This window comes from Lentzea jiangxiensis, from assembly GCF_900104175.1.
Taxonomy (GTDB): domain Bacteria; phylum Actinomycetota; class Actinomycetes; order Mycobacteriales; family Pseudonocardiaceae; genus Lentzea; species Lentzea jiangxiensis.
Map to the genome: position 1 here is coordinate 231,331 of NZ_FNIX01000001.1, position 18,954 is coordinate 250,284.

Here is an 18,954-nt window from a genome sequence, read left to right on the forward strand (position 1 = left end):
ACGGAAGTGGAGGAGTTTCTACCCCGGATGGGCTAGCGTCGCGGTGAGAGATCAACGAGTTGGAACCTGTGATTGGCCACTGGGTACGGCGAGGTCGTGGTGGACTGTTAGAGTCGCGGGCTGAACCCGGATGTCCTCCGGGTTGCTTGGTCGTGGCTGCCTGCTTCGGCCTGCCAACTACCGCATGTGCCGGTCCCTGGGGGTCGGCAACGCTCAGGAGGTTCGCGTGCTCGGCGCATTCCGCTCGGCTCTCGCGACGCCGGATCTACGCAAGAAGATCCTGTTCACGCTCGGGATCATCATTGTGTACCGGCTTGGTGCGACCATGCCCGCGCCGGGCGTGTCCTTCAAGAACGTGCGGGCGTGTGCTGAACAGCTCGAGGGCCAGAACATCTACTCGCTGATCAACCTGTTCAGCGGTGGTGCCCTGCTCAACCTGTCGGTGTTCGCGCTGGGGATCATGCCCTACATCACCGCGAGCATCATCATCCAGCTGCTCACCGTGGTCATCCCGCGGTTCGAGCAGCTGAAGAAGGAAGGGCAGGCCGGTCAGGGCAAGCTGACGCAGTACACGCGCTACCTGACGATCGGCCTCGCGATCCTGCAGTCGACCGGTCTGGTGGCGCTGGCGGTGCGCGGTCAGCTGTTCGGCGAGTGCGACCAGGACGTCATCCCCAACAAGGACAGCATCTTCACCCTCATCGTGCTGGTCATCACCATGACCGCCGGTACCTCGGTCATCATGTGGCTGGGTGAGCTGATCACCGAGAAGGGCATCGGCAACGGCATGTCGTTGCTGATCTTCACCGGTATCGCCGCCCGCATCCCGGCCGAGGGCAAGAACATCCTCGACAAGAGCGGCATCACCTTCGCCCTCGTGGTCGTGGCCGCTCTGATCATCATCGCGAGCGTCATCTACGTCGAGCAGGCCCAGCGCCGCATCCCGGTGCAGTACGCCAAGCGCATGATCGGCCGCCGCATGTACGGCGGCACGTCGACGTACCTCCCCCTCAAGGTGAACCAGGCCGGCGTCATCCCGGTCATCTTCGCCTCCTCGCTGCTGTACCTGCCGGACCTGATCGTGCGCCTCACCCAGGGCTCGTCGACCGAGCCCAACTGGTTCTCGACCTTCGTCCAGACCTACCTGGTCAAGCAGTCGAGCTGGGTGCACATCGCCACGTACTTCCTGCTCATCGTCTTCTTCACGTACTTCTACGTCGGCATCACGTTCAACCCGGACGAGCGCGCCGACGAGATGAAGAAGTTCGGTGGCTTCATCCCCGGCATCCGTCCCGGCCGCCCGACCGCCGAGTACCTCAAGTTCGTCCTGGGTCGCATCACGCTCCCCGGTTCGCTCTACCTCGGCATCGTGGCGATCCTGCCGAACCTGTTCCTGGACCTGACCGGCGACGGCCAGAACCAGAACTTCCCGTTCGGCGGCACCGCGGTTCTGATCATGGTCGGTGTCGGTCTCGACACCGTGAAGCAGATCGAGAGCCAGCTCATGCAGCGCAATTACGAAGGGTTCCTCCGCTAGATGCGACTCGTTCTCGTTGGCCCGCCCGGCGCGGGCAAGGGCACCCAGGCCGAAGTTCTGAGCCGCAAGCTCGGAGTGCCGCACATCTCGACGGGCGACCTCTTCCGGTCACACATCAGCAACCAGACCGAGCTCGGGCTGGAGGTGCAGAGCATCCTCGACGAGGGCGCTCTCGTGCCGGACTCCATCACCAACGAGATGGTGCGCAAGCGCCTCGCCGAGGCCGACGCGACGGACGGGTTCCTGCTCGACGGGTTCCCGCGCAACGTCGCCCAGGCGAACAAGCTCGGTGAGTTCCTCGCCGTCGGTGGCCACACGCTCGACGCGGTGCTGGAGTTCCGGGTCGACGAGGACGTCGTCGTGGAGCGGTTGCTCGCCCGCGGGCGCACGGACGACAAGGAAGACGTCATCCGGCACCGCCAGCAGGTGTACCGCAACGAGACCGCGCCGCTACTGAGCTACTACGCGGACAAGGTCGTCTCCATCGACGCCGTCGGGGAGATCGACGAGATCAGCGAGCGCGCGCTGGCCGCGCTGCACTCACTGCGCGACGAGAAGTGACAGGTGGACTGCTTGACCGGCTCCGCACTGCCATCACGGGTGGCAGCGACAGCATGAGCAAGATCGAGATCAAGACCCCCGGCCAGCTGGAGGCCATGCGCGCCTCCGGCCTGGTCGTGGCTCGGGCCCTGAAGAACGTCGTCGCGGCGGTGAAGCCCGGCGTCTCCACGTGGGAGCTCGACGAGATCGCCGAGCAGACCATCCGCGACGCCGGCGCCATCCCGTCGTTCAAGGGCTACCACGGCTTCCCGGCGAGCATCTGCGCGTCGGTGAACGACCAGATCGTCCACGGCATCCCCAGCAAGACCCAGGTGCTGGCCGAAGGCGACCTCATCTCCATCGACTGCGGTGCGATCCTCGACGACTGGCACGGCGACTCGGCCGTCACGGTCGGCGTCGGCGAGCTCTCCCCGGCGGACCACAAGCTGTCCGAGGCGACCAGGCTGTCGATGCTCGCGGGCATCGAGGCCGCGGTGCCCGGTGGCAGGCTCACGGACATCTCGTTCGCCATCGAGTCCTCGGCCCTGGAGTCGGGCGACCGCGACGGCATCGAGTACGGGATCGTCGCCGACTACGGCGGCCACGGCATCGGCTCCAAGATGCACATGGACCCGTTCCTGCCGAACTACGGCAAGCCGGGCAAGGGGCCGAGGCTCAAGGTCGGCATGGCGATCGCGATCGAGCCGATGCTGACGCTCGGCACGGACGACTCGCAGGAGCTGGAGGACGGCTGGACCGTCGTCACGCTCGACGGCACGCGTGCCGCGCACTGGGAGCACAGCGTCGCGATCACCGAGGACGGTCCCTGGGTGCTCACGGCCCCCGAGGAAGACTGATCCAGGCTTGGACGTAGCCCCGTTCACCGCGTGCGGTGGGCGGGGCTATTTCGTTTGTCACCACCGATACCGTCGAAGGTGACGAACGAGTCCAATGCTTGGGGGCATTGTGGGGGTAACCCGTTTCGTCCTGTCCGCACTATTGGTCCCACTTGCCGGCTGTGCTGCCACCAAGCCGGCCACCGACTTCACCTACCAGGACGTCCCGGCCGAACGGGTCGCCGACCGGATCTTCCTCGCCGACACCATCGCGGCCGTCGAGCAGTGCTCTCCACCGTTCTCCGACGTCGTCGTCCGCCGACCGACTTTCACCGGCGCGCCACCACCCGTGGACGGCGGGTGCGGCGGTGCGATCAGGGCCGGCGCCTCGTGGGAGTACACCGACGCCGTCAGCCGTGTCACGGCGCTGCACGACACCGTGGTCCGCGAGTGGGAGGTCCTGCTCCGGTCCGGGCCCGAGGCCGCCGAGACGCGGGCGCTGACCGCGACCCTGCTGCACTGCCTCGACCGGGCCGGGTTCACCCAGCGCGGTCCGGGTGACCCCGGCCTGGAGAGCTACGGGGTCTCCCAGGGCGACGTCGCGCTCGACAACGCGGCTCAGAGGTGTTCCGACGAGACCTGGTACGGCGCCGGCATCGCGGCTCAACGCCTGCGCACGCTGCGTTCGGTGCTCGGCAGGCACGAGGAGCAGATCAACCAGATCGCGAAGCTCCGGCCCGTCCTGGAGCGGGCAGCGGTGCCCGACGGCGGTCGCGACCGGGCCCGATTTGGGTTGCCGGAGTGAACTGCGTACACTGGTCAGGTGGCGCATCCGTCGCGCCGGTTCTGTCATGCCCTCGCAGGTGGGATCGAACCCGGCTGGCGCGCGTCCAAACGTTATTATCACCGTCACGAAACGCGGAGGACATGGGCAAGAAGGACGGGGCCATTGAGGTCGAGGGCCGCGTAGTCGAACCGCTTCCCAACGCGATGTTCCGCGTCGAGTTGGAGAACGGTCACAAGGTACTCGCGCACATCAGCGGCAAGATGCGTCAGCACTACATCCGCATCCTCCCTGAGGACCGGGTTGTCGTGGAGCTCTCGCCCTACGACCTGTCCCGCGGGCGCATCGTCTACCGCTACAAGTGACCTCCAATAGCAGGAGACTTCAGGCGTGAAGGTCCAGCCGAGCGTCAAGAAGATCTGCGACAAGTGCAAGGTGATCCGCCGTCACGGCCGGGTCATGGTGATCTGCGAGAACCTGCGCCACAAGCAGCGCCAGGGCTGAGCAGTTCCACTCGCGCTCGTCGAGATCGTTCGATGACGCAGTAACGAGTAACTCCTCGCACCTACCGCACGCAGGGCTTCAAGCGTGCGGACACCCCCGGATTCCAGGCCGGGGCCGGGACACCGGCTGTGAGAGCAGCCGGACACGACACACAGCGAGTCAGTCACCGGAACCGGGCGAGGAGCAGACCTGGAAGTAAACGACAGGAGTTAACCGCCACATGGCACGACTCGCTGGCGTCGACCTCCCCCGCGAGAAGCGGATGGAGATCGCGCTCACCTACATCTTCGGCATCGGTCGTACGCGCTCCAAGGAGCTGCTCACCGCCACGGAGATCTCCCCGGACCTCCGGGTGAAGGATCTGACGGACGACGACCTCGCCAAGCTGCGGGACCACATCGAGACGAACTACAAGGTCGAGGGTGACCTTCGCCGTGAGGTCGCGGCCGACATCCGTCGCAAGATGGAGATCGGTTGCTACGCGGGTCTTCGGCACCGTCGCGGCCTGCCCGTTCGCGGACAGCGCACCAAGACGAACGCCCGTACCCGCAAGGGTCCGAAGAAGACCGTGGCCGGCAAGAAGAAGGCCGGCAAGAAGTAAGACCTCGCGTCTACTGCCCTCAACTTAGGAGCTCGTTTTGCCACCGAAGTCCCGCACGGGCGCCGGGGTCAAGAAGATCCGGCGCAAGGAAAAGAAGAACGTCTCGCACGGCCAGGCGCACATCAAGAGCACGTTCAACAACACCATCGTGTCCATCACGGACCCGATGGGCAACGTGATCAGCTGGGCGTCCGCCGGCCACGTGGGTTTCAAGGGCTCGCGCAAGTCCACGCCGTTCGCGGCGCAGATGGCTGCCGAGAACGCCGCCCGCAAGGCCGCCGAGCACGGCATGCGCAAGGTGGACGTGTTCGTGAAGGGTCCCGGCTCCGGCCGTGAGACCGCGATCCGTTCGCTGCAGGCCGCCGGTCTCGAGGTCGGCACCATCCAGGACGTGACCCCGCAGCCCCACAACGGCTGCCGCCCGCCCAAGCGGCGCCGGGTCTGAGGCACGGGGAGGAGTAAGAACTAATGGCTCGTTACACGGGACCCGCGACGCGCATCTCGCGCCGCCTGAAGGTCGACCTCGTTGGTGGGGACCAGGCGTTCGAGCGCCGTCCGTACCCGCCCGGCCAGCACGGCCGCGGCCGGGTGAAGGAGTCCGAGTACCTGCTGCAGCTCCAGGAGAAGCAGAAGGCTCGGTACACCTACGGCGTGCTCGAGAAGCAGTTCGTCCGTTACTACAAGGAAGCGGTTCGTCGCCCGGGCAAGACCGGTGAGAACCTGCTCCAGATCCTCGAGGCCCGCCTCGACAACGTGGTGTACCGCGCGGGCCTCGCCCGCACGCGTCGCCAGGCTCGTCAGCTGGTCAGCCACGGTCACTTCCTGGTCAACGGCCACAAGGTGAACATCCCGAGCTACCAGGTGTCGAAGTTCGACATCATCGACGTGAAGCCGAAGTCCATGCCGACGCTGCCCTTCGAGGCTGCTCGCGCGTCCTTCGGTGACCGCCCGATTCCCGCTTGGCTGCAGGTCGTCCCGTCGAACCTGCGCATCCTCGTGCACCAGCTGCCCGAGCGCGCGCAGATCGACACGCCTGTCACCGAGCAGCTCATCGTCGAGCTCTACTCGAAGTGATCCTCTCCGGGCCACTGTCCACGGTGTTCGACCACTCCGGGGACGGTGGCTCGGGTCGGGTCCCGCATCGGCGCGAAGGGTGTGCCGAGTGCGTTTGCCGGTCTCCGCGACTGGCTGTTGTTGACGGCGTCAAATAGCGGGCGTCGTTGTAGAAAGGTTGAACCCAGTGCTGATTTCCCAGCGCCCCTCGCTCGGCGAGGAAGTGGTCTCCGAGACCCGCTCCCGGTTCGTCATCGAACCGCTCGAGCCGGGCTTCGGTTACACGCTCGGCAACTCGATCCGCCGCACGCTGCTCTCGTCGATCCCCGGTGCTGCTGTCACGAGCATCCGCATCGACGGCGTGCTGCACGAGTTCACCACGGTTCCCGGGGTGAAGGAGGACGTCACCGACGTCATCCTGAACCTCAAGGAGCTCGTCGTCTCGTCCGAGGAGGACGAGCCGGTGACCATGTACCTGCGCAAGCAGGGCCCCGGTGTGGTGACCGCGGGCGACATCGTGCCTCCGGCCGGTGTCACCGTGCACAACCCCGACCTGCACATCGCGACCCTGAACGGCAAGGGGAAGCTGGAGATCGAGCTCGTCGTCGAGCGCGGTCGCGGCTACGTCCCGGCTGTCCAGAACAAGCAGGCGGGCGCCGAGATCGGCCGCATCCCCGTCGACTCGATCTACTCGCCGGTTCTCAAGGTGACGTACAAGGTCGAGGCGACTCGTGTCGAGCAGCGCACGGACTTCGACAAGCTGATCCTCGACGTGGAGACCAAGCCCTCGATCACCCCGAGGGACGCGGTCGCTTCCGCGGGCAAGACCCTGGTGGAGCTGTTCGGCCTCGCTCGCGAGCTGAACATCGACGCCGAGGGCATCGAGATCGGCCCGTCGCCGGCCGAAGCCGACACCATTGCCGCGTTCGCGATGCCGATCGAGGACCTCGACCTCACGGTCCGGTCCTACAACTGCTTGAAGCGGGAAGGCATCCACACCGTCGGCGAGCTCGTGTCGCGCAGCGAGGCGGACCTGCTGGACATCCGCAACTTCGGTGCGAAGTCGATCGACGAGGTCAAGATGAAGCTCGTCGGCCTCGGCCTCGCCCTGAAGGACTCGCCTCCTGGGTTCGACCCGTCCGCGGCCGCCGCCGACTACCACCCCGGTGACACGGGCTGGGGCGCCGGTGCCGGCCTGGACCCGCACGACGACGGCCAGGACTACGCGGAGACCGAGCAGCTCTGACGCTCTGATTCAGAGCTAGAGGATCTCTTTCAGTTACAGGAGTAAGCGATGCCCACCCCTACCAAGGGCCCACGGCTCGGTGGGTCTCCGGCGCACGAGCGGCTGCTGCTCGCCAACCTGGCGACGGCGCTGTTCCAGCACGGCCGGATCAAGACCACTGAGGCCAAGGCGAAGCGGCTGCGTCCGTACGCCGAGAAGATCATCTCGAAGGCCAAGGCCGGCGACCTGCACAACCGTCGCGAGATCATGAAGTTGATCCGCGACAAGGACGTCGTCCACAAGCTGATCGCCGAGATCGGTCCGTTCTTCAGCGACCGTTCCGGTGGCTACACCCGCATCACCAAGACGCTGGCGCGCAAGGGCGACAACGCCCCCATGGCCATCATCGAGCTGGTGCAGCAGAAGCTCGTCTCCACCGAGGCCGAGGCTGCGCGCAAGACCAAGTTCGCCAAGGACGAGAAGCCGGCCGAGACCGCCGTCGTCGACCAGGACGCTGACGCGCCCGAGTCCGCGACGAAGGACGCCGCCGAGGAGCCCGCCGAGGGCGCTGTCGAGGTCGACGGCGAGCCGTCGGCCGAGGACGTCAAGGCGGAAGAGGCCAAGGACGAGTCCAAGGACAAGTCCTGAGTCGTCTGAACGCTGACGAGCCCGTCGTTCCCGTTTCCGGGGGCGGCGGGCTCGTTCGTGTGCGCCTCGACCTCGGGTACGACGGGACGGAGTTCTCCGGCTGGGCCCGCCAGCCCTCCCGCCGGACCGTGTGCGGGGTGCTCGAGGACACCATGTCGATGGTGCTGCGGGAGGACGTGGTCCTGACCGTGGCCGGGCGCACGGACGCCGGCGTGCACGCGTCCGGACAGGTGGCTCACGTCGACCTGCCCTCGACCGCAGACGTCGCCGGACTGCCGAAGCGGCTTGCTCGCGTGCTGCCCGCCGACGTGCGGGTCTTCTCGGCCCGTGTGGTGCCGTTCGCCTTCGACGCCCGGTTCTCGGCGCTGCGGCGGCACTACGAGTACCGGGTTGCGGATGCCGACTTCGGAGCGCATCCGTTGCGCCGGTTGGACACGCTGGCCTGGCCGCGTCCGCTGGACGTCGACGCCATGAACCGTGCGGCCGCGTTGTTGTTGGGGGAGCACGACTTCTGCGCCTTCTGCAAGCGGCGCGAAGGGGCTACGACGATTCGTGAGCTTCAGCGGCTGGAGCTGGTGCGGTCGTCGGCAGACGGGGTCGTGACGGCGTTCGTGTCCGCTGACGCGTTCTGCCACTCGATGGTCCGGTCGCTCATCGGGGCGTTGCTGGCTGTCGGGGAGGGGCGGAAGGCCGTCGAGTGGCCTTCGTCCTTGTTGTCGCTGAGCGGGCGGGCCAGCGGGGTGGCTGTGGCTCCTGCTCACGGGTTGAGCTTGGTCCGGGTGGATTTTCCCGCGGACTCGGAGTTGGCGGCTCGGGCTGAGGTGACTCGGCGGGTTCGGACGTTGTCCTGACGCTGCTCTATGCCTGTTGGGGGCGCTCCGGGCTGGTGGGTCGTCTCCCTGGTGCGTTGGTGGGTTCCTGCCGCGTTGGCGGTGCTGCTCGGTGGGGACTCCCATCCGTCCCGCAAAGGGAGGAGCCCCCGGCGGGGGGACCGGGGGCTCCTGGGAGTGGTGCGTCGCGGGTGGGGATCAGATGTCGAGCGTCCACGAGTCGATGTGGCCCGTGTCCTGGCTGTAGGAGTCGCGGACCCGCAGCTGCCAGGTGCCGTTGGCGTCCTCGGTCGAGACGTTCACGGCGTAGGTGGCGTTGATGTCGTCCGCGCTGTCGTTGCCGCTGCTGACCTTCAGCAGCTTCACGGTGCCGCTGGGGGCGATCAGGGCCAGTTCCAGGTCGCCTCGGTAGGTGTGCTTGACGGCCACCTTCACGGAGCCGGTGGCGCTGGCCTTGCCGTTGCAGTCCGCGATGGTGATGGAGGACGTCACGCTTGCGGCGTCCGGGATGGCCGTGTCGGTGTCGTTGGTGACCGCGGGGCACTGGCCGGGCGGGTTGCCGGGGGCCGTGCCGGTGATGTGCAGGAGCTTGTTCGGGGAGCCGGTGCCCGGGTTGGTGACCACGTCGGAGGTGGCGTTCTCGACCAGGGCGTCTCGGACCTGTTGCGGGGTCGCCGCGGGGGACGAGCTCAGGTAGACCGCTGCCGCGCCGACGACGTGCGGGGTGGCCATCGAGGTGCCGCTGATGGTGTTCGTGGCCTCGTCGCCGGTGTGCCAGGACGAGGTGATGTCGCGGCCCGGCGCGAAGATGTCGAGGCAGGTGCCGATGTTCGAGAACGACGAACGGGCGTCGGTGCGGTCCGTGGAGCCGACGGTGATGGCTTCCGGAGTGCGGGCCGGGGAGGTGTTGCAGGCGTTGCCACCGTTGTCATTGCCCGCTGCGAGGCCGTAGGTGACGCCTGCCGCGATGGAGCGCTTCACGGCGTCGTCGACGGTCTGGTTGGCGCCGCCGCCGAGGGACATGTTGGCCACGGCCGGCTTGCGGGACGGGGTGGCCTGGACGTCGGCGGTGACCCAGTCGATGCCGGCGATGACGCCCGCGAAGGTGCCGGAGCCGGAGCAGTTGAGCACTCGGACCGCCACGAGGCTGACGTCCTTGGCGACGCCGTGCTTCGTGCCGCCCACGGTGCCCGCGACGTGGGTTCCGTGGCCGTTGCAGTCGGTGGCATCGTTGTCGTTGTCCACGGTGTCGCGGCCGTGGACGGCGCGGCCGCCGAAGTCGGCGTGCGAGGTGCGGATGCCGGTGTCGATGATGTACGCGGTGACGCCCGCGCCCCGGTTCGGGTAGGTGTAGCTGTTGTCCAGCGGGAGCGTGCGCTGGTCGATGCGGTCCAGGCCCCACGACGGGGTCGGGGTCTGCGTGTCCGAGGTGCGGACCTCGCCGTCCTGTTCGACGTAGGCGACCGCCGGATCAGCCGCGAGGCGCTTCGCCTGGGCTTCGGACATCTGCGCGGAGAAACCGCGCAAAGCGGACTTGTAAGTGTGCTTCACCTTCGCGCTGTACTTGGCGCTGAGGTTATCGACGCTCGCTGTGCTGAAGTCCTTCAACACGACGATGTAGTTGTCCTTGACCGAGTCGGGCGCACCGAGGTTGCGAATCTCCCCCTCGGGCGCAGCGGTGGCGGAGACGGACGACAGGACGAGCGCAGTGCCCGCCACCAGCCCGATTCCGGCCGCTCGTCTGGCCCACGATTCTCCCATAGCAGCAAGCTCCCTCGTCGCAGGGTGGTGCAGTGAGAGTTTTCTTAGTGGCGCGGACTGATTTGGCACAAGACGGTCCACGGATTTGCCTTCGAATGGCGAATCCACAGATTTGCCGGGTGATGTGAACCGGTTGGTGCGGCTGATCTCTTTACAAAACAATTGCGCCCCGAACGATGAACCGTTCGGGGCGCATGTTTCGCCTATTCGTCCAGCGCCTCAATCGCCGCGGCGGACCGCTCCGAGGATCTGCTGCTCGGCGGGTGTGGTGTACAGGCGCAGGTGCGCCCACATGTCCTGGCCCAGGGCGATCACCTGGTCGTCCTTGAGCTGCGTGAGCTGCTGGAACATCTGCGGGCGCAGGCGCCACATCTGGCCCGCCAGCTGCGCCTGGCCCATCGGGAGGCGCTGCAGCAGCACGAGGTCCGCGTTGTTCGCCGTGGACGACGCCTGCGGGTGCAGGTACGGCAGGACGTACATCGTCGTCTGCCACGGGGCGCGCGGCGGGAACAGCTCCTGCGGGACGTGGCCGCCGTCGTGGATCACCAGCAGCGGCATGTCCTCGGTCGGGCGCGGGAGGTCCGCCGGGGACAGCCGGCGCAGCTGCACCAGTTGAGACGGACGGCCGTCCGCGCCCTGGCCCGCGGCGCGCACGACCGGTTGCCACGCCTGGGGGCGGCCGGTCGCGATGATGATCCACGCTCCGGTCGCCATGGCGCGCAACGCGATCTGGCGGGCCAGGTACAGGCCGCCGACGACCACCATGCGGGTCGGGGTCGGGCGCAGGACGGACACGCTCAGCGGTTCGCCCTTGGTGCCCTGGCCGAGCATCATGCCGCCGCGGTCGCCGCTCGGGCTGACCAGGTCGAGCATGGTCGGCGACACCAGGAACTCCGGTGCCACCGCGCCACGGCCGCGCGCGTCGAGCAAACGGGACGAGCTGCTCATGCCACACCTCCCAGCGGCAGCGTCGCGGCGAGGCCCGCGAGCTGCATGCCCCGCAACGGGGTCAGCGTGATGTCGAGCTTGTCACCCAGCTTCGACAGCTGGTCCTCGGCGCGGTCGAGCTCGCTCGGCGTGCGGGCGCTCACCCGGACCAGGCCGCGCAGCGAGACCTGACCGTCCTCACGTGACGGTGAGATCGACATCGCGAGCGTCGACGAGAGAGCGCGCACACCGGTCAGCGCGTTCAGGTTGCCCTTGAGGCCCTTCGCGGGCCAGCCGGTGATCGCGTAGCTGGCGTGACCGACGCCACCCGCGGTGACGCCCTTCCACTTCTCCCGCAACGACACGGGGTTCGTGCCGCCGACGACGGCGGTCAGCTCGGCGGACGAGATCGCCGCGCGCAGCAGCTCGTCCGAGTCGAGCGGGCGGATCGTCACGCCGGCGGACTCCAGGGCGTTGCGGACGCGGGACAGCGCGCCGATCAGCGCGCGGTGGGCGCCGACGACGCCGCCGCCGCGCTCCCTGATCGCCTCGCCGCAGCGGCGCGGGTCGAGCCGCACCGTGATCCACGTGGTGCGCCGGGCCGCCGCGGGCAGCGGGCCGAGCACCTCCATGTACGAGCTGACGGCCGGCGAGTTCGGCGGGAGAGCCGCGCTTCCGGGGTAGCAGTGCCAGATCACGGTGATCGCGTCCAGCACGACGCCGCGGTCCTCGAGGCACGGCGTGAGCGCTCCCAGGGGCAGCGAGGGGGCCGAGCCGACCGCGGAGATCAGCGGCGGCGTCGGGTCGACGAGCAGCACCGCGGTCCACACGCCGTCGTGCCACGACAGCGCGAGCGGGCGGCGTTCGTGGTCGACGCCCTTGGCGATCACCAGGTCCGGGATCGCGAGGCGCAGCAACGCGACGCGGGGGTCCTCCGGGCCGAGCACCTGCATCTCGTCGTCACCGGGCTTGGACTCCTGCGGGTCCTGGCGCTTCGCGGTCCTGCTGTGCGACCGCATGGTGTAGCGGAGCCGGACACCGATCCACTGGGTCAGCCAGCGGCCGCGCGAGCGGGCGAAGGCCAGGACCAGTGCGACGAGGAGCACACCACCGGCGATCGAGACGGAGACGACGTTCAGCGCGTCGCCGTTCTTCACGCCCATGATGGCGAGCACGAGGAGGGCGATGGCGAGACCGACCTCGATCGTGACTACGTTCGAGACGGGCAGGGAGCCGAGGCTCACGCCCGCGGCCCTGCGACGGACACGCCCGACCGGACGCGGAGGCGCGGGTGCCTGCTGGCCAGGACCCCCAGGTCCCTGCGGCCGTGCCATCCCTGGGTTGGGCCGGGGCGGATGTGGAGTGGTCACGGACATCCGTTGTGGTCTCTTTCCCCTCGACGGTCGGTGGGCTTGGCGAACCGGCCCACGAAGCAACCTGCGTCCGGCTATCCTGCCGAACCGTACCGCGACTGGGAGAGCAGCGAGCCGAGAATGGCATCAACACCCACCACCAAGTCACAGGTCCAGGCCTACCAATTCGTCCTGCGGCGGATGCAGTCCGCCCTGGTCCGCAGAGACGCAGTGATGTTGCACGACCCCATGCGCAACCACTCGCGTGCGACTGCGGTGGGTGTCGTCCTGGGCGTTGTCGGGCTGCTCGGCTTCCTCATCGTCGGGCTCTTCAGCCCCGCGCCGCGGCTGGACGACCAGACGCAGATCGCCATCAGCAAGGAGACCGGCCAGGTCTACGTGGTCGACAACGCCCCGCGGCGGCTGGTCCCGATGACGAACCTCGCCTCGGCGCGGCTGCTCTGGTACTCCCGCAGCAACCCGGACCAGCAGCAGGGCCAGGGCGGCGGTGACGCGCCGGCAGGCACGACGGGAGCCCCGGTGGAGGCCGCGGGCGGCACCCCGAAGCTGGTGAGCGAGAAGGCGCTGGCGAACCTGCCGCGCGGCCGCCTCACCGGTCTGCCGGACGCGCCGGACGTGCTGCCGAAGCAGGACCTGCGCATCGACGCGCAGTGGTCGGTCTGCGACACCCTCGACCTGGACGAGTTCCGCGAGAACCAGGCGGCGGAGAACCAGATCAAGACCTCCGTCATCGGTGGCGTGAGCGGCGGCAACCCCGAGCTCGGCGACGAGGCGGTGCTGGTGCAGCAGCGCACCGGTGCCAAGAAGGCGTACCTGATCTACAAGAAGCCCGACCCGCTGAACGACATCTCGTCGTCGACGGTGCGCGCCGAGGTGGACCTCAGGAACGACAAGGTGCTCAACGCCCTCAACCTGAACGGCAAGCAGGCGCGCTCGATCAGCACGGCGCTGCTCAACACCATCCCCGAGGTGGCCCCGCTGGCCGCGCCGGTGATGAACAACCAGGGCAAGAAGGCCGCGTACGTCACCGAGACCACGGTCAACATCGGCGAGGTCGTCCAGGTCGAGCGGACCGGCGCGCCGGAGTTCCTGGTGGCGCTCGAGGACGGCTTCCAGACCGTCGGCGAGACGGTCGGCGACCTGCTGCGCTGGGCGTACTCGAACAACAAGCAGGCGATCAGGCTCTCGCCGAGCGCCGTCGCGGACCACAAGAACCCGAAGAACCCGCTGAAGCTCGACTCCTACCCGGCGAACATCCCGACCACGCTCGAGGCCAACCCGAACAACACGGTGCTGTGCCTGGGCTGGAAGGCCGAGAACTACGCGGACACGACCAAGGCCGAGCACACCTCGGTCACGATCGGGTCCAAACTGCCCGGCCCCAAGGAGATGACCCCGGTCGAGATGAACGCGGCCGGCGCGACGGGTGAGATCGTCGAGGAGTTCCTGATGCTGCCGGGCAAGGCCGCCGTCGTGCGGGCGAGCCAGGGCAAGGGCGACTTCGGCACCGGGCCGGTGCAGGTCGTCACGGGCCGCGGTGTCCGCTACGGCGTCCCGGACGCCGCCACGGCGGGCGCGCTGGGTCTCGACGGGACGTTCCCGCCGGCACCGAACCAGATCCTGAGCCTGCTGCCGATGGGGCCGCAGCTCAACAAGAACGAGGCCAACCGCAGCTACGACTCGATCCCGGCGCCGGGCGGCACCATCAAGGATCCGCAGGCCGTCCAGAAGTAGCGGAACCGCTCCGGGTGCAGCACCGTCGAACCGGGCGAAAGCACCCGGAGCTGGTTTGGGGGAAGAGTCGTGGCCGGTCGCATCAGCGTCGATCCGCGGTGGCTGGAGTCCTACGCGGACAGGATCGACGGCACGACCGACGACCTGAGGCGGGTGCGGGACGCCATGAAGACCTCGCCGCTGCGTCCGCAGTCGTTCGGCGAGATCGGCAGGACCGCCGGCACCGACCGCGCCTACGCGCGGGCGGCCGACCTGCTCAACTCCCAGCTCGCCCGCGCCTGCGACACGCTCGACGCCGCCGCCAGGGGCCTGCACGCCGTTGCCCGGCAGCACGGGGCGGGCGAGGAGGAGAGCCTGCAGGCGATCAAGAAGGTCGACCGGCGGTAGGGAGAGCAGTGGTGGCCAAGGACGGCAGGCAGATCGCGGCCGAGGTCGGTCCCGAGCTCGACTACCTCTCGCGGGTCAGTCGCAAGCTCGGTGTCGTGGACCTCGTGCACGACTTCTTCGACCCGCTCGTGGGCGACTGGAACGACCTGCGCGACGAAGCCGAACGCTGGCGCAAGGCCGCGAACGTGACCGAGGCGGCGAACAAGCACGTCGCCGCACCGCTGGGCGGCGTCGACGCGCGGTGGGAGGGCAAGGACGCCGACGCGTTCCTCGACCACATGCGCAAGGTGGGTCTCGCGGGAGGCGACCTCGCCGACGCGATGAACGCCATGGCGGACGCGCTGGAGGAGACCGCGGGCGGCGTGCGGGACATCGTCCAGGACATGGCCCACGTGCTCGCGGACGCGGCGGACTCGGTGTCCGGCACGGCATCGCTGCCGCAGGAGGGCGACCAGCGGGCCGTCAAGCACATCGAGGAGCTCAAGCACCCGGTCCGGGAGATGCACGAGTCCGCGCGGCAGGTGCTGGAGGCGTTCCTGCGGCTCTGCGACGGGGTGTCCGGTGAGGCGGGCGGCTTCGACTCCGTGCGGATGGAGCACAGGTACCCGGACGAGGACTGGACGTACAGCGCGCCCGCCGAGCAGGAGAGCAAGGCGTCCGAGCCCGCCAAGGCCTCGGACACGGCTCCCGCGGGCACCGGTTCCTCGCCGGGAGGCGGTGGCGGTGCTGTCGGTGGGGGTGCTGTCGGTGGCGGTGCTGTCGGTGGCGGTGCTGTCGGTGGCGGTGCTGTCGGTGGCGGTGCCGGCACGGGCGTGGGAGGCGGTTCTCCTGCCACCGCGGCGCCGCAGCCGATGCAGTTCGGAGGCGCCACGGGCGTCGCTGAGCAGCTTCCACCGGCGGAGGCGGGTGCCGGTGCCGCTCCGGCCGCGGCGGCCGCGAGCGGCCGTTCCGGGGGTGTTCCCGGTGGCGGCGCGATGATGGGCGGCATGGCGCCGATGATGGGTGCCACGGGTGGCCAGCAGGGCGGCGACAAGGAGCACAAGGCGAAGCAGCGCCTCACCGGCTCGATCGACGACCTGCTCGGCAAGCCCAAGAAGGCCGCGCCCAAGACGATCGGCGAGGACTAGGAGCTCCGGCTCACAACGTGAAAGGCCCCCTCGGGACACTCTCCCGAGGGGGCCTTCGTCGTTGTCGCGGAACCGGGTCAGACCGGCTGGCCGCGCCTGCGGTTCAGCGAGTTGCGCACGAACAGCGTCAGCAACAGCAGCCCGACGCCGATGCCGATGCCCGACAGCGCCACGATGATCGGCGGCCAGTCGAGACCCGGCGGCGGGGTGACGGCGGTGTTCATCTCCTTGGGCTGGGGCTTCTGGAACCCCTTGGCCTCGGCGGGCAGGACCGCGGTCAGCGCCGCGACCGGGTTGATCATGCCGAACCCGATCTTGTTGTCCTTCCCGGACACGTTGCCGGGGTGCAGCGCCGTCGCCTTGAGGCGGTTCATCACCTGGCGCGCGGTGAGGTCCGGGAACCTCTCGCGCACCAACGCCGTGATGCCCGCCACGTACGGGGAGGCGAAGCTGGTGCCCTTGATGTCCTGCACGCCCTGCGCCGTCACGTTCGCGTTCGTCAGGCCGGTGCCCTTGGGGTCGACGGAGATGATCTCCTCACCCGGCGCGGCGATGCTGACCCACGGGCCCCAGACGCTGAACGACGAGACGTCGCCGTTGCGGGCCAGCGACGCCACCGACAGCACGTCGTTGGCGAACCACGCGGGCGACGAGACCGAGTTGACCGTGTTCGGGTCGAGGTTGTTGTTCTGCGCGGCGCACCCCGTGCCCTGGTCGCTCAGGTTGCCGGCGGCCGTGACGATCACGACGTTCTTGACGTCGACGGCGTACCGGATCGCGGCCTGGAGCTTCTGGTCGTCCGCGCTGAAGCCCTTGGGAGCGCCGCAGTTCGTCAGCGAGATGTTGATGACCTTGGCGTCGGCGTTGGCCGCGCGCACGATGGCCTGCGCCAGCGTGCCGACCTTGCCGGCGGAGCCGCGCTTCTCGTTGTTCGCGTCGCCCTTGAACTCGAAGCGGTCGCTGGTCTGGCGGATGGCGAGGATCGTCGCCTCCGGCGCGGCGCCGACGAAGTCGCCCTCGGTCTTGGCCGCCGCGGCGACGCCCGCGACCTCGGTGCCGTGGCCGTCGCAGTCGTCCAGGCCGTTCTTGTTGCCGTCGACGTACTCGCCGGCACCGACGACCCTGTTGCCGAAGCGCGGGTTGCGCGGGTCAACGCCGGTGTCGATGATCGCGATCTTGACGCCCCTGCCCTTGGCGAACCGGTGCGCCTGCTCCAGGTTCAGCTGGACCTGGCCCCAGGGCATCGTCTTGATCAGTTCGCTCTTGGTGTCGGACTCGACGCAGCCCTTGTTGGTGCGCTCGTACTTCACGTCCGGCTTGCCCTCGTCCGCCGGGGGCGCCGTGTTCGGCGGCAGGTCCGGCGGCACCGAGTTCGGCCGTGCGGTCGCCGACGTCGACGACGGCTGAGCGGAGGCCTGCGGAAGGGTCCCCGTCAGCAGAAGCAGTCCGGCGGTCGCTGCCGCCGTGGTGCGCCTGATGCCGGTCCTCATAGCGTGATCAGACCCCGGAAGACGGCGTACATGTCCATGACGGCCAGCGCCAGCGGCAGCACGGAGGCGATGAGGATCGCCTCGATGATGTCGACGGTGCGGCGCAGCGGCGGCGAGAACTTCTGGCCGGGGAAGATCACGCCGAGCACCAGCGCGAGCGCGCCCAGCACGAGCAGCGTGCCGAACACGAACGCGATGCGGTTGAACGAGCTGGTGGAGATCAGCCAGCCGAGCAGGATGCCCGCGCTCGCGAACATGCCGGTGGACAGCAGTGCCACGGCCTGCGCGCCGTTCGCGTACGCCCGGCCGCGCATCATCAGCACGATCGCGACGACGACGCCGTAGATCGGGCCCCACACGGAGTCGCCCGAGTTGCCCGCGGCGACGATCGCGGCGAGCGCGGCGACCGTGCCGGTGCCGATGATCATGCCGGTGAGGTACTCGTGGGCCACGGCCGTGCGGCGCTCGATGACCGCGTACTCCGGGAAGCCGCTGTCCTCCTTGAGGTCCTCGGCGTTCGTCGGCACGACGGGCGGCGGGATCTTGGCGAGCTGCAGCGTGAGCCTCGGCAGCATCGACAGCGCGGCGAGCGCCACGGCACCGGTCGCGGCGGCGACGCCGGCCAGCGGGTGCTCGACGAACGTCGCGACGAGGAACGCCAGCGCCACGAGCGTGCCGCCGGTGGCCGCGGCGATGAACACCGTGATGCCCTGGCCGATCAGCAGGATGCCGCCCCACGCGAAGATCATCATCAGCGCGGAGGCCAGCAGCATCTTCGGGTTGAACCCGACACCGGGCACGGCGTGGTAGCCCGCGACGAACGCCATCGGCAGCGATCCGCACGCGGCGATCAGCACACCGGTCGAGACGGCACCGTAGGCCCGCGCGATGGTCGCGCCCGCCGCCAGCGCGGCGACCGCGGCGACACCACCGGCGATGGCGGCCGCGAGACCGCTGCCGGTACCGCCCGCCGTCACCGGGCCGGACAGGAACAGCGCCACCGCGGCGGCGATCAGCGCGAGCGCGCCGGCGATGTGGCCGAACCGCTGGGCCGTCTCCCTGGTCCACGGCCGGAAGGAGTCCGGGTCGGACTCGGCGATCGCGTCGACGACGTCGTCGTACAGCGGAGGAGGCGGGTTCTCGTTGCGGCGCCGCAACTGCAGCAGCTCGCCGTCGACCACGCCGAGCGAGGCCAGCGTGCGCGCGGGGTCGAGCGGGCTGTCGCCGAGCTTGGCGAGGCACCAGCCACCGTGTCGCACGCCACCGTCCGGGGTGGCCTCTCTCGCCATGTCGAGCAGCATCGGCAGGAGATCGGCCACCGCCACGTCGGCAGGCAGCGCGACGTCGATACGCGTTCGAGGTGCCACCACCGTGACACGGCTGAACACCGTCGTACCGGTCGCCACCAGGGCCCCCTAAAGTCATTCAGTCAGATCAGCGCTTGCACATCCGTCAACGGACCGACCTTATTGGTCCACCTGGGCCGTTGTCGGGCGGCCCTAGTATGGCCGTACCGGCGACTCTTGCACGTGTGGTTCTCAGAACACGTCCGACTGGGTTTTTTCCCGACCCACCTTCGTGACGCGCACGGATGCGC

20 protein-coding genes are annotated in these 18,954 nt (G+C 68.8%); 15 read left to right on the forward strand and 5 right to left on the reverse strand.

The window, feature by feature from the left end; genetic code table 11:
- Positions 1–226: 226 nt before the first annotated feature.
- The 12 genes from secY (at position 227) to truA (ending at position 8,579) form a co-directional block, all read left to right on the forward strand.
- Positions 227–1,537 (forward strand): preprotein translocase subunit SecY, encoded by a 1,311-nt coding sequence (gene secY, locus BLQ91_RS01305; RefSeq protein ID WP_090095905.1) that lies wholly within the window; start codon positions 227–229, stop codon positions 1,535–1,537.
- Positions 1,538–2,098: an adenylate kinase gene (locus tag BLQ91_RS01310; RefSeq protein ID WP_090094712.1), complete on the forward strand. Its 561-nt coding sequence runs from the start codon at positions 1,538–1,540 to the stop codon at positions 2,096–2,098.
- 53 nt (positions 2,099–2,151) lie between these two features.
- Positions 2,152–2,934 (forward strand): type I methionyl aminopeptidase, encoded by a 783-nt coding sequence (gene map / locus BLQ91_RS01315; RefSeq protein WP_090094713.1) that lies wholly within the window; start codon positions 2,152–2,154, stop codon positions 2,932–2,934.
- A 142-nt stretch (positions 2,935–3,076) separates the two neighbouring features.
- Positions 3,077–3,718, forward strand: coding sequence for a hypothetical protein (locus BLQ91_RS01320; RefSeq protein ID WP_090094714.1), 642 nt, complete (start codon positions 3,077–3,079; stop codon positions 3,716–3,718).
- A gap of 122 nt (positions 3,719–3,840) precedes the next feature.
- Positions 3,841–4,062, forward strand: coding sequence for a translation initiation factor IF-1 (gene infA / locus BLQ91_RS01325; protein ID WP_005166804.1), 222 nt, complete (start codon positions 3,841–3,843; stop codon positions 4,060–4,062).
- Between the two features lie 25 nt (positions 4,063–4,087).
- Positions 4,088–4,201: a 50S ribosomal protein L36 gene (gene rpmJ, locus BLQ91_RS01330; protein WP_010148647.1), complete on the forward strand. Its 114-nt coding sequence runs from the start codon at positions 4,088–4,090 to the stop codon at positions 4,199–4,201.
- Between the two features lie 220 nt (positions 4,202–4,421).
- Entirely contained in the window at positions 4,422–4,802 is a 381-nt protein-coding gene (gene rpsM, locus BLQ91_RS01335; RefSeq protein WP_090094715.1) for a 30S ribosomal protein S13, read from the forward strand.
- 37 nt (positions 4,803–4,839) lie between these two features.
- Entirely contained in the window at positions 4,840–5,247 is a 408-nt protein-coding gene (gene rpsK, locus BLQ91_RS01340; RefSeq protein ID WP_086669042.1) for a 30S ribosomal protein S11, read from the forward strand.
- Positions 5,248–5,270: 23 nt separating this feature from the next.
- The gene (gene rpsD / locus BLQ91_RS01345) at positions 5,271–5,876 is read left to right on the forward strand and encodes a 30S ribosomal protein S4 (protein WP_030472035.1); all 606 of its coding nucleotides are present in this window, start codon (positions 5,271–5,273) and stop codon (positions 5,874–5,876) included.
- Between the two features lie 166 nt (positions 5,877–6,042).
- Positions 6,043–7,101 (forward strand): DNA-directed RNA polymerase subunit alpha, encoded by a 1,059-nt coding sequence (locus tag BLQ91_RS01350; protein ID WP_090094716.1) that lies wholly within the window; start codon positions 6,043–6,045, stop codon positions 7,099–7,101.
- A gap of 48 nt (positions 7,102–7,149) precedes the next feature.
- Positions 7,150–7,728, forward strand: a complete 579-nt coding sequence (gene rplQ / locus BLQ91_RS01355; protein WP_090094717.1) for a 50S ribosomal protein L17 — start codon at positions 7,150–7,152, stop codon at positions 7,726–7,728.
- A gap of 59 nt (positions 7,729–7,787) precedes the next feature.
- Positions 7,788–8,579 (forward strand): tRNA pseudouridine(38-40) synthase TruA, encoded by a 792-nt coding sequence (truA, locus tag BLQ91_RS01360; protein ID WP_218130137.1) that lies wholly within the window; start codon positions 7,788–7,790, stop codon positions 8,577–8,579.
- A 177-nt stretch (positions 8,580–8,756) separates the two neighbouring features.
- Here the strand turns inward: truA and BLQ91_RS01365 are convergent, their stop codons facing one another.
- The 3 genes from BLQ91_RS01365 to eccE form a co-directional block, all read right to left on the reverse strand.
- Entirely contained in the window at positions 8,757–10,319 is a 1,563-nt protein-coding gene (locus BLQ91_RS01365) for a S8 family peptidase (protein WP_090094719.1), read from the reverse strand.
- 219 nt (positions 10,320–10,538) lie between these two features.
- Positions 10,539–11,267, reverse strand: a complete 729-nt coding sequence (locus BLQ91_RS01370) for a hypothetical protein (protein ID WP_090094720.1) — start codon at positions 11,265–11,267, stop codon at positions 10,539–10,541.
- Positions 11,264–12,580, reverse strand: coding sequence for a type VII secretion protein EccE (gene eccE, locus BLQ91_RS01375; RefSeq protein ID WP_425412401.1), 1,317 nt, complete (start codon positions 12,578–12,580; stop codon positions 11,264–11,266). Before eccE ends, BLQ91_RS01370 begins: the two co-directional genes overlap by 4 nt.
- Positions 12,581–12,739: 159 nt before the next feature.
- On the opposite strand from eccE, the gene eccB reads away from it, so the two are divergent.
- The 3 genes from eccB to BLQ91_RS01390 all read left to right on the forward strand — a co-directional run bounded on the left by eccB (position 12,740) and on the right by BLQ91_RS01390 (position 15,867).
- Positions 12,740–14,353 (forward strand): type VII secretion protein EccB, encoded by a 1,614-nt coding sequence (gene eccB / locus BLQ91_RS01380; protein WP_090094722.1) that lies wholly within the window; start codon positions 12,740–12,742, stop codon positions 14,351–14,353.
- A gap of 69 nt (positions 14,354–14,422) precedes the next feature.
- Positions 14,423–14,740 (forward strand): hypothetical protein, encoded by a 318-nt coding sequence (locus BLQ91_RS01385; protein ID WP_090094723.1) that lies wholly within the window; start codon positions 14,423–14,425, stop codon positions 14,738–14,740.
- A gap of 11 nt (positions 14,741–14,751) precedes the next feature.
- Entirely contained in the window at positions 14,752–15,867 is a 1,116-nt protein-coding gene (locus BLQ91_RS01390) for a hypothetical protein (protein ID WP_143022476.1), read from the forward strand.
- A 77-nt stretch (positions 15,868–15,944) separates the two neighbouring features.
- Here the strand turns inward: BLQ91_RS01390 and mycP are convergent, their stop codons facing one another.
- Positions 15,945–17,357, reverse strand: a complete 1,413-nt coding sequence (gene mycP, locus BLQ91_RS01395) for a type VII secretion-associated serine protease mycosin (protein ID WP_090094725.1) — start codon at positions 17,355–17,357, stop codon at positions 15,945–15,947.
- Entirely contained in the window at positions 17,354–18,763 is a 1,410-nt protein-coding gene (gene eccD / locus BLQ91_RS01400) for a type VII secretion integral membrane protein EccD (RefSeq protein WP_090094726.1), read from the reverse strand. The genes mycP and eccD overlap by 4 nt, the downstream gene beginning before the upstream one ends.
- Between the last annotated feature and the right edge of the window lie 191 nt (positions 18,764–18,954).

What these genes read in the sequence shown, in the direction of transcription:
- BLQ91_RS01310 (WP_090094712.1), top strand. Translation starts at nt 1,538, where the DNA reads ATGCGACTCGTTCTCGTTGGCCCGCCCGGCGCGGGCAAGGGCACCCAG.
- map (WP_090094713.1), top strand. Translation starts at nt 2,152, where the DNA reads ATGAGCAAGATCGAGATCAAGACCCCCGGCCAGCTGGAGGCCATGCGC.
- infA (WP_005166804.1), top strand. Translation starts at nt 3,841, where the DNA reads ATGGGCAAGAAGGACGGGGCCATTGAGGTCGAGGGCCGCGTAGTCGAA.
- rpsM (WP_090094715.1), top strand. Translation starts at nt 4,422, where the DNA reads ATGGCACGACTCGCTGGCGTCGACCTCCCCCGCGAGAAGCGGATGGAG.
- rpsD (WP_030472035.1), top strand. Translation starts at nt 5,271, where the DNA reads ATGGCTCGTTACACGGGACCCGCGACGCGCATCTCGCGCCGCCTGAAG.
- rplQ (WP_090094717.1), top strand. Translation starts at nt 7,150, where the DNA reads ATGCCCACCCCTACCAAGGGCCCACGGCTCGGTGGGTCTCCGGCGCAC.
- BLQ91_RS01365 (WP_090094719.1), bottom strand. Translation starts at nt 10,319, where the DNA reads ATGGGAGAATCGTGGGCCAGACGAGCGGCCGGAATCGGGCTGGTGGCG.
- BLQ91_RS01370 (WP_090094720.1), bottom strand. Translation starts at nt 11,267, where the DNA reads ATGAGCAGCTCGTCCCGTTTGCTCGACGCGCGCGGCCGTGGCGCGGTG.
- eccE (WP_425412401.1), bottom strand. Translation starts at nt 12,580, where the DNA reads ATGGCACGGCCGCAGGGACCTGGGGGTCCTGGCCAGCAGGCACCCGCG.
- eccB (WP_090094722.1), top strand. Translation starts at nt 12,740, where the DNA reads ATGGCATCAACACCCACCACCAAGTCACAGGTCCAGGCCTACCAATTC.
- mycP (WP_090094725.1), bottom strand. Translation starts at nt 17,357, where the DNA reads ATGAGGACCGGCATCAGGCGCACCACGGCGGCAGCGACCGCCGGACTG.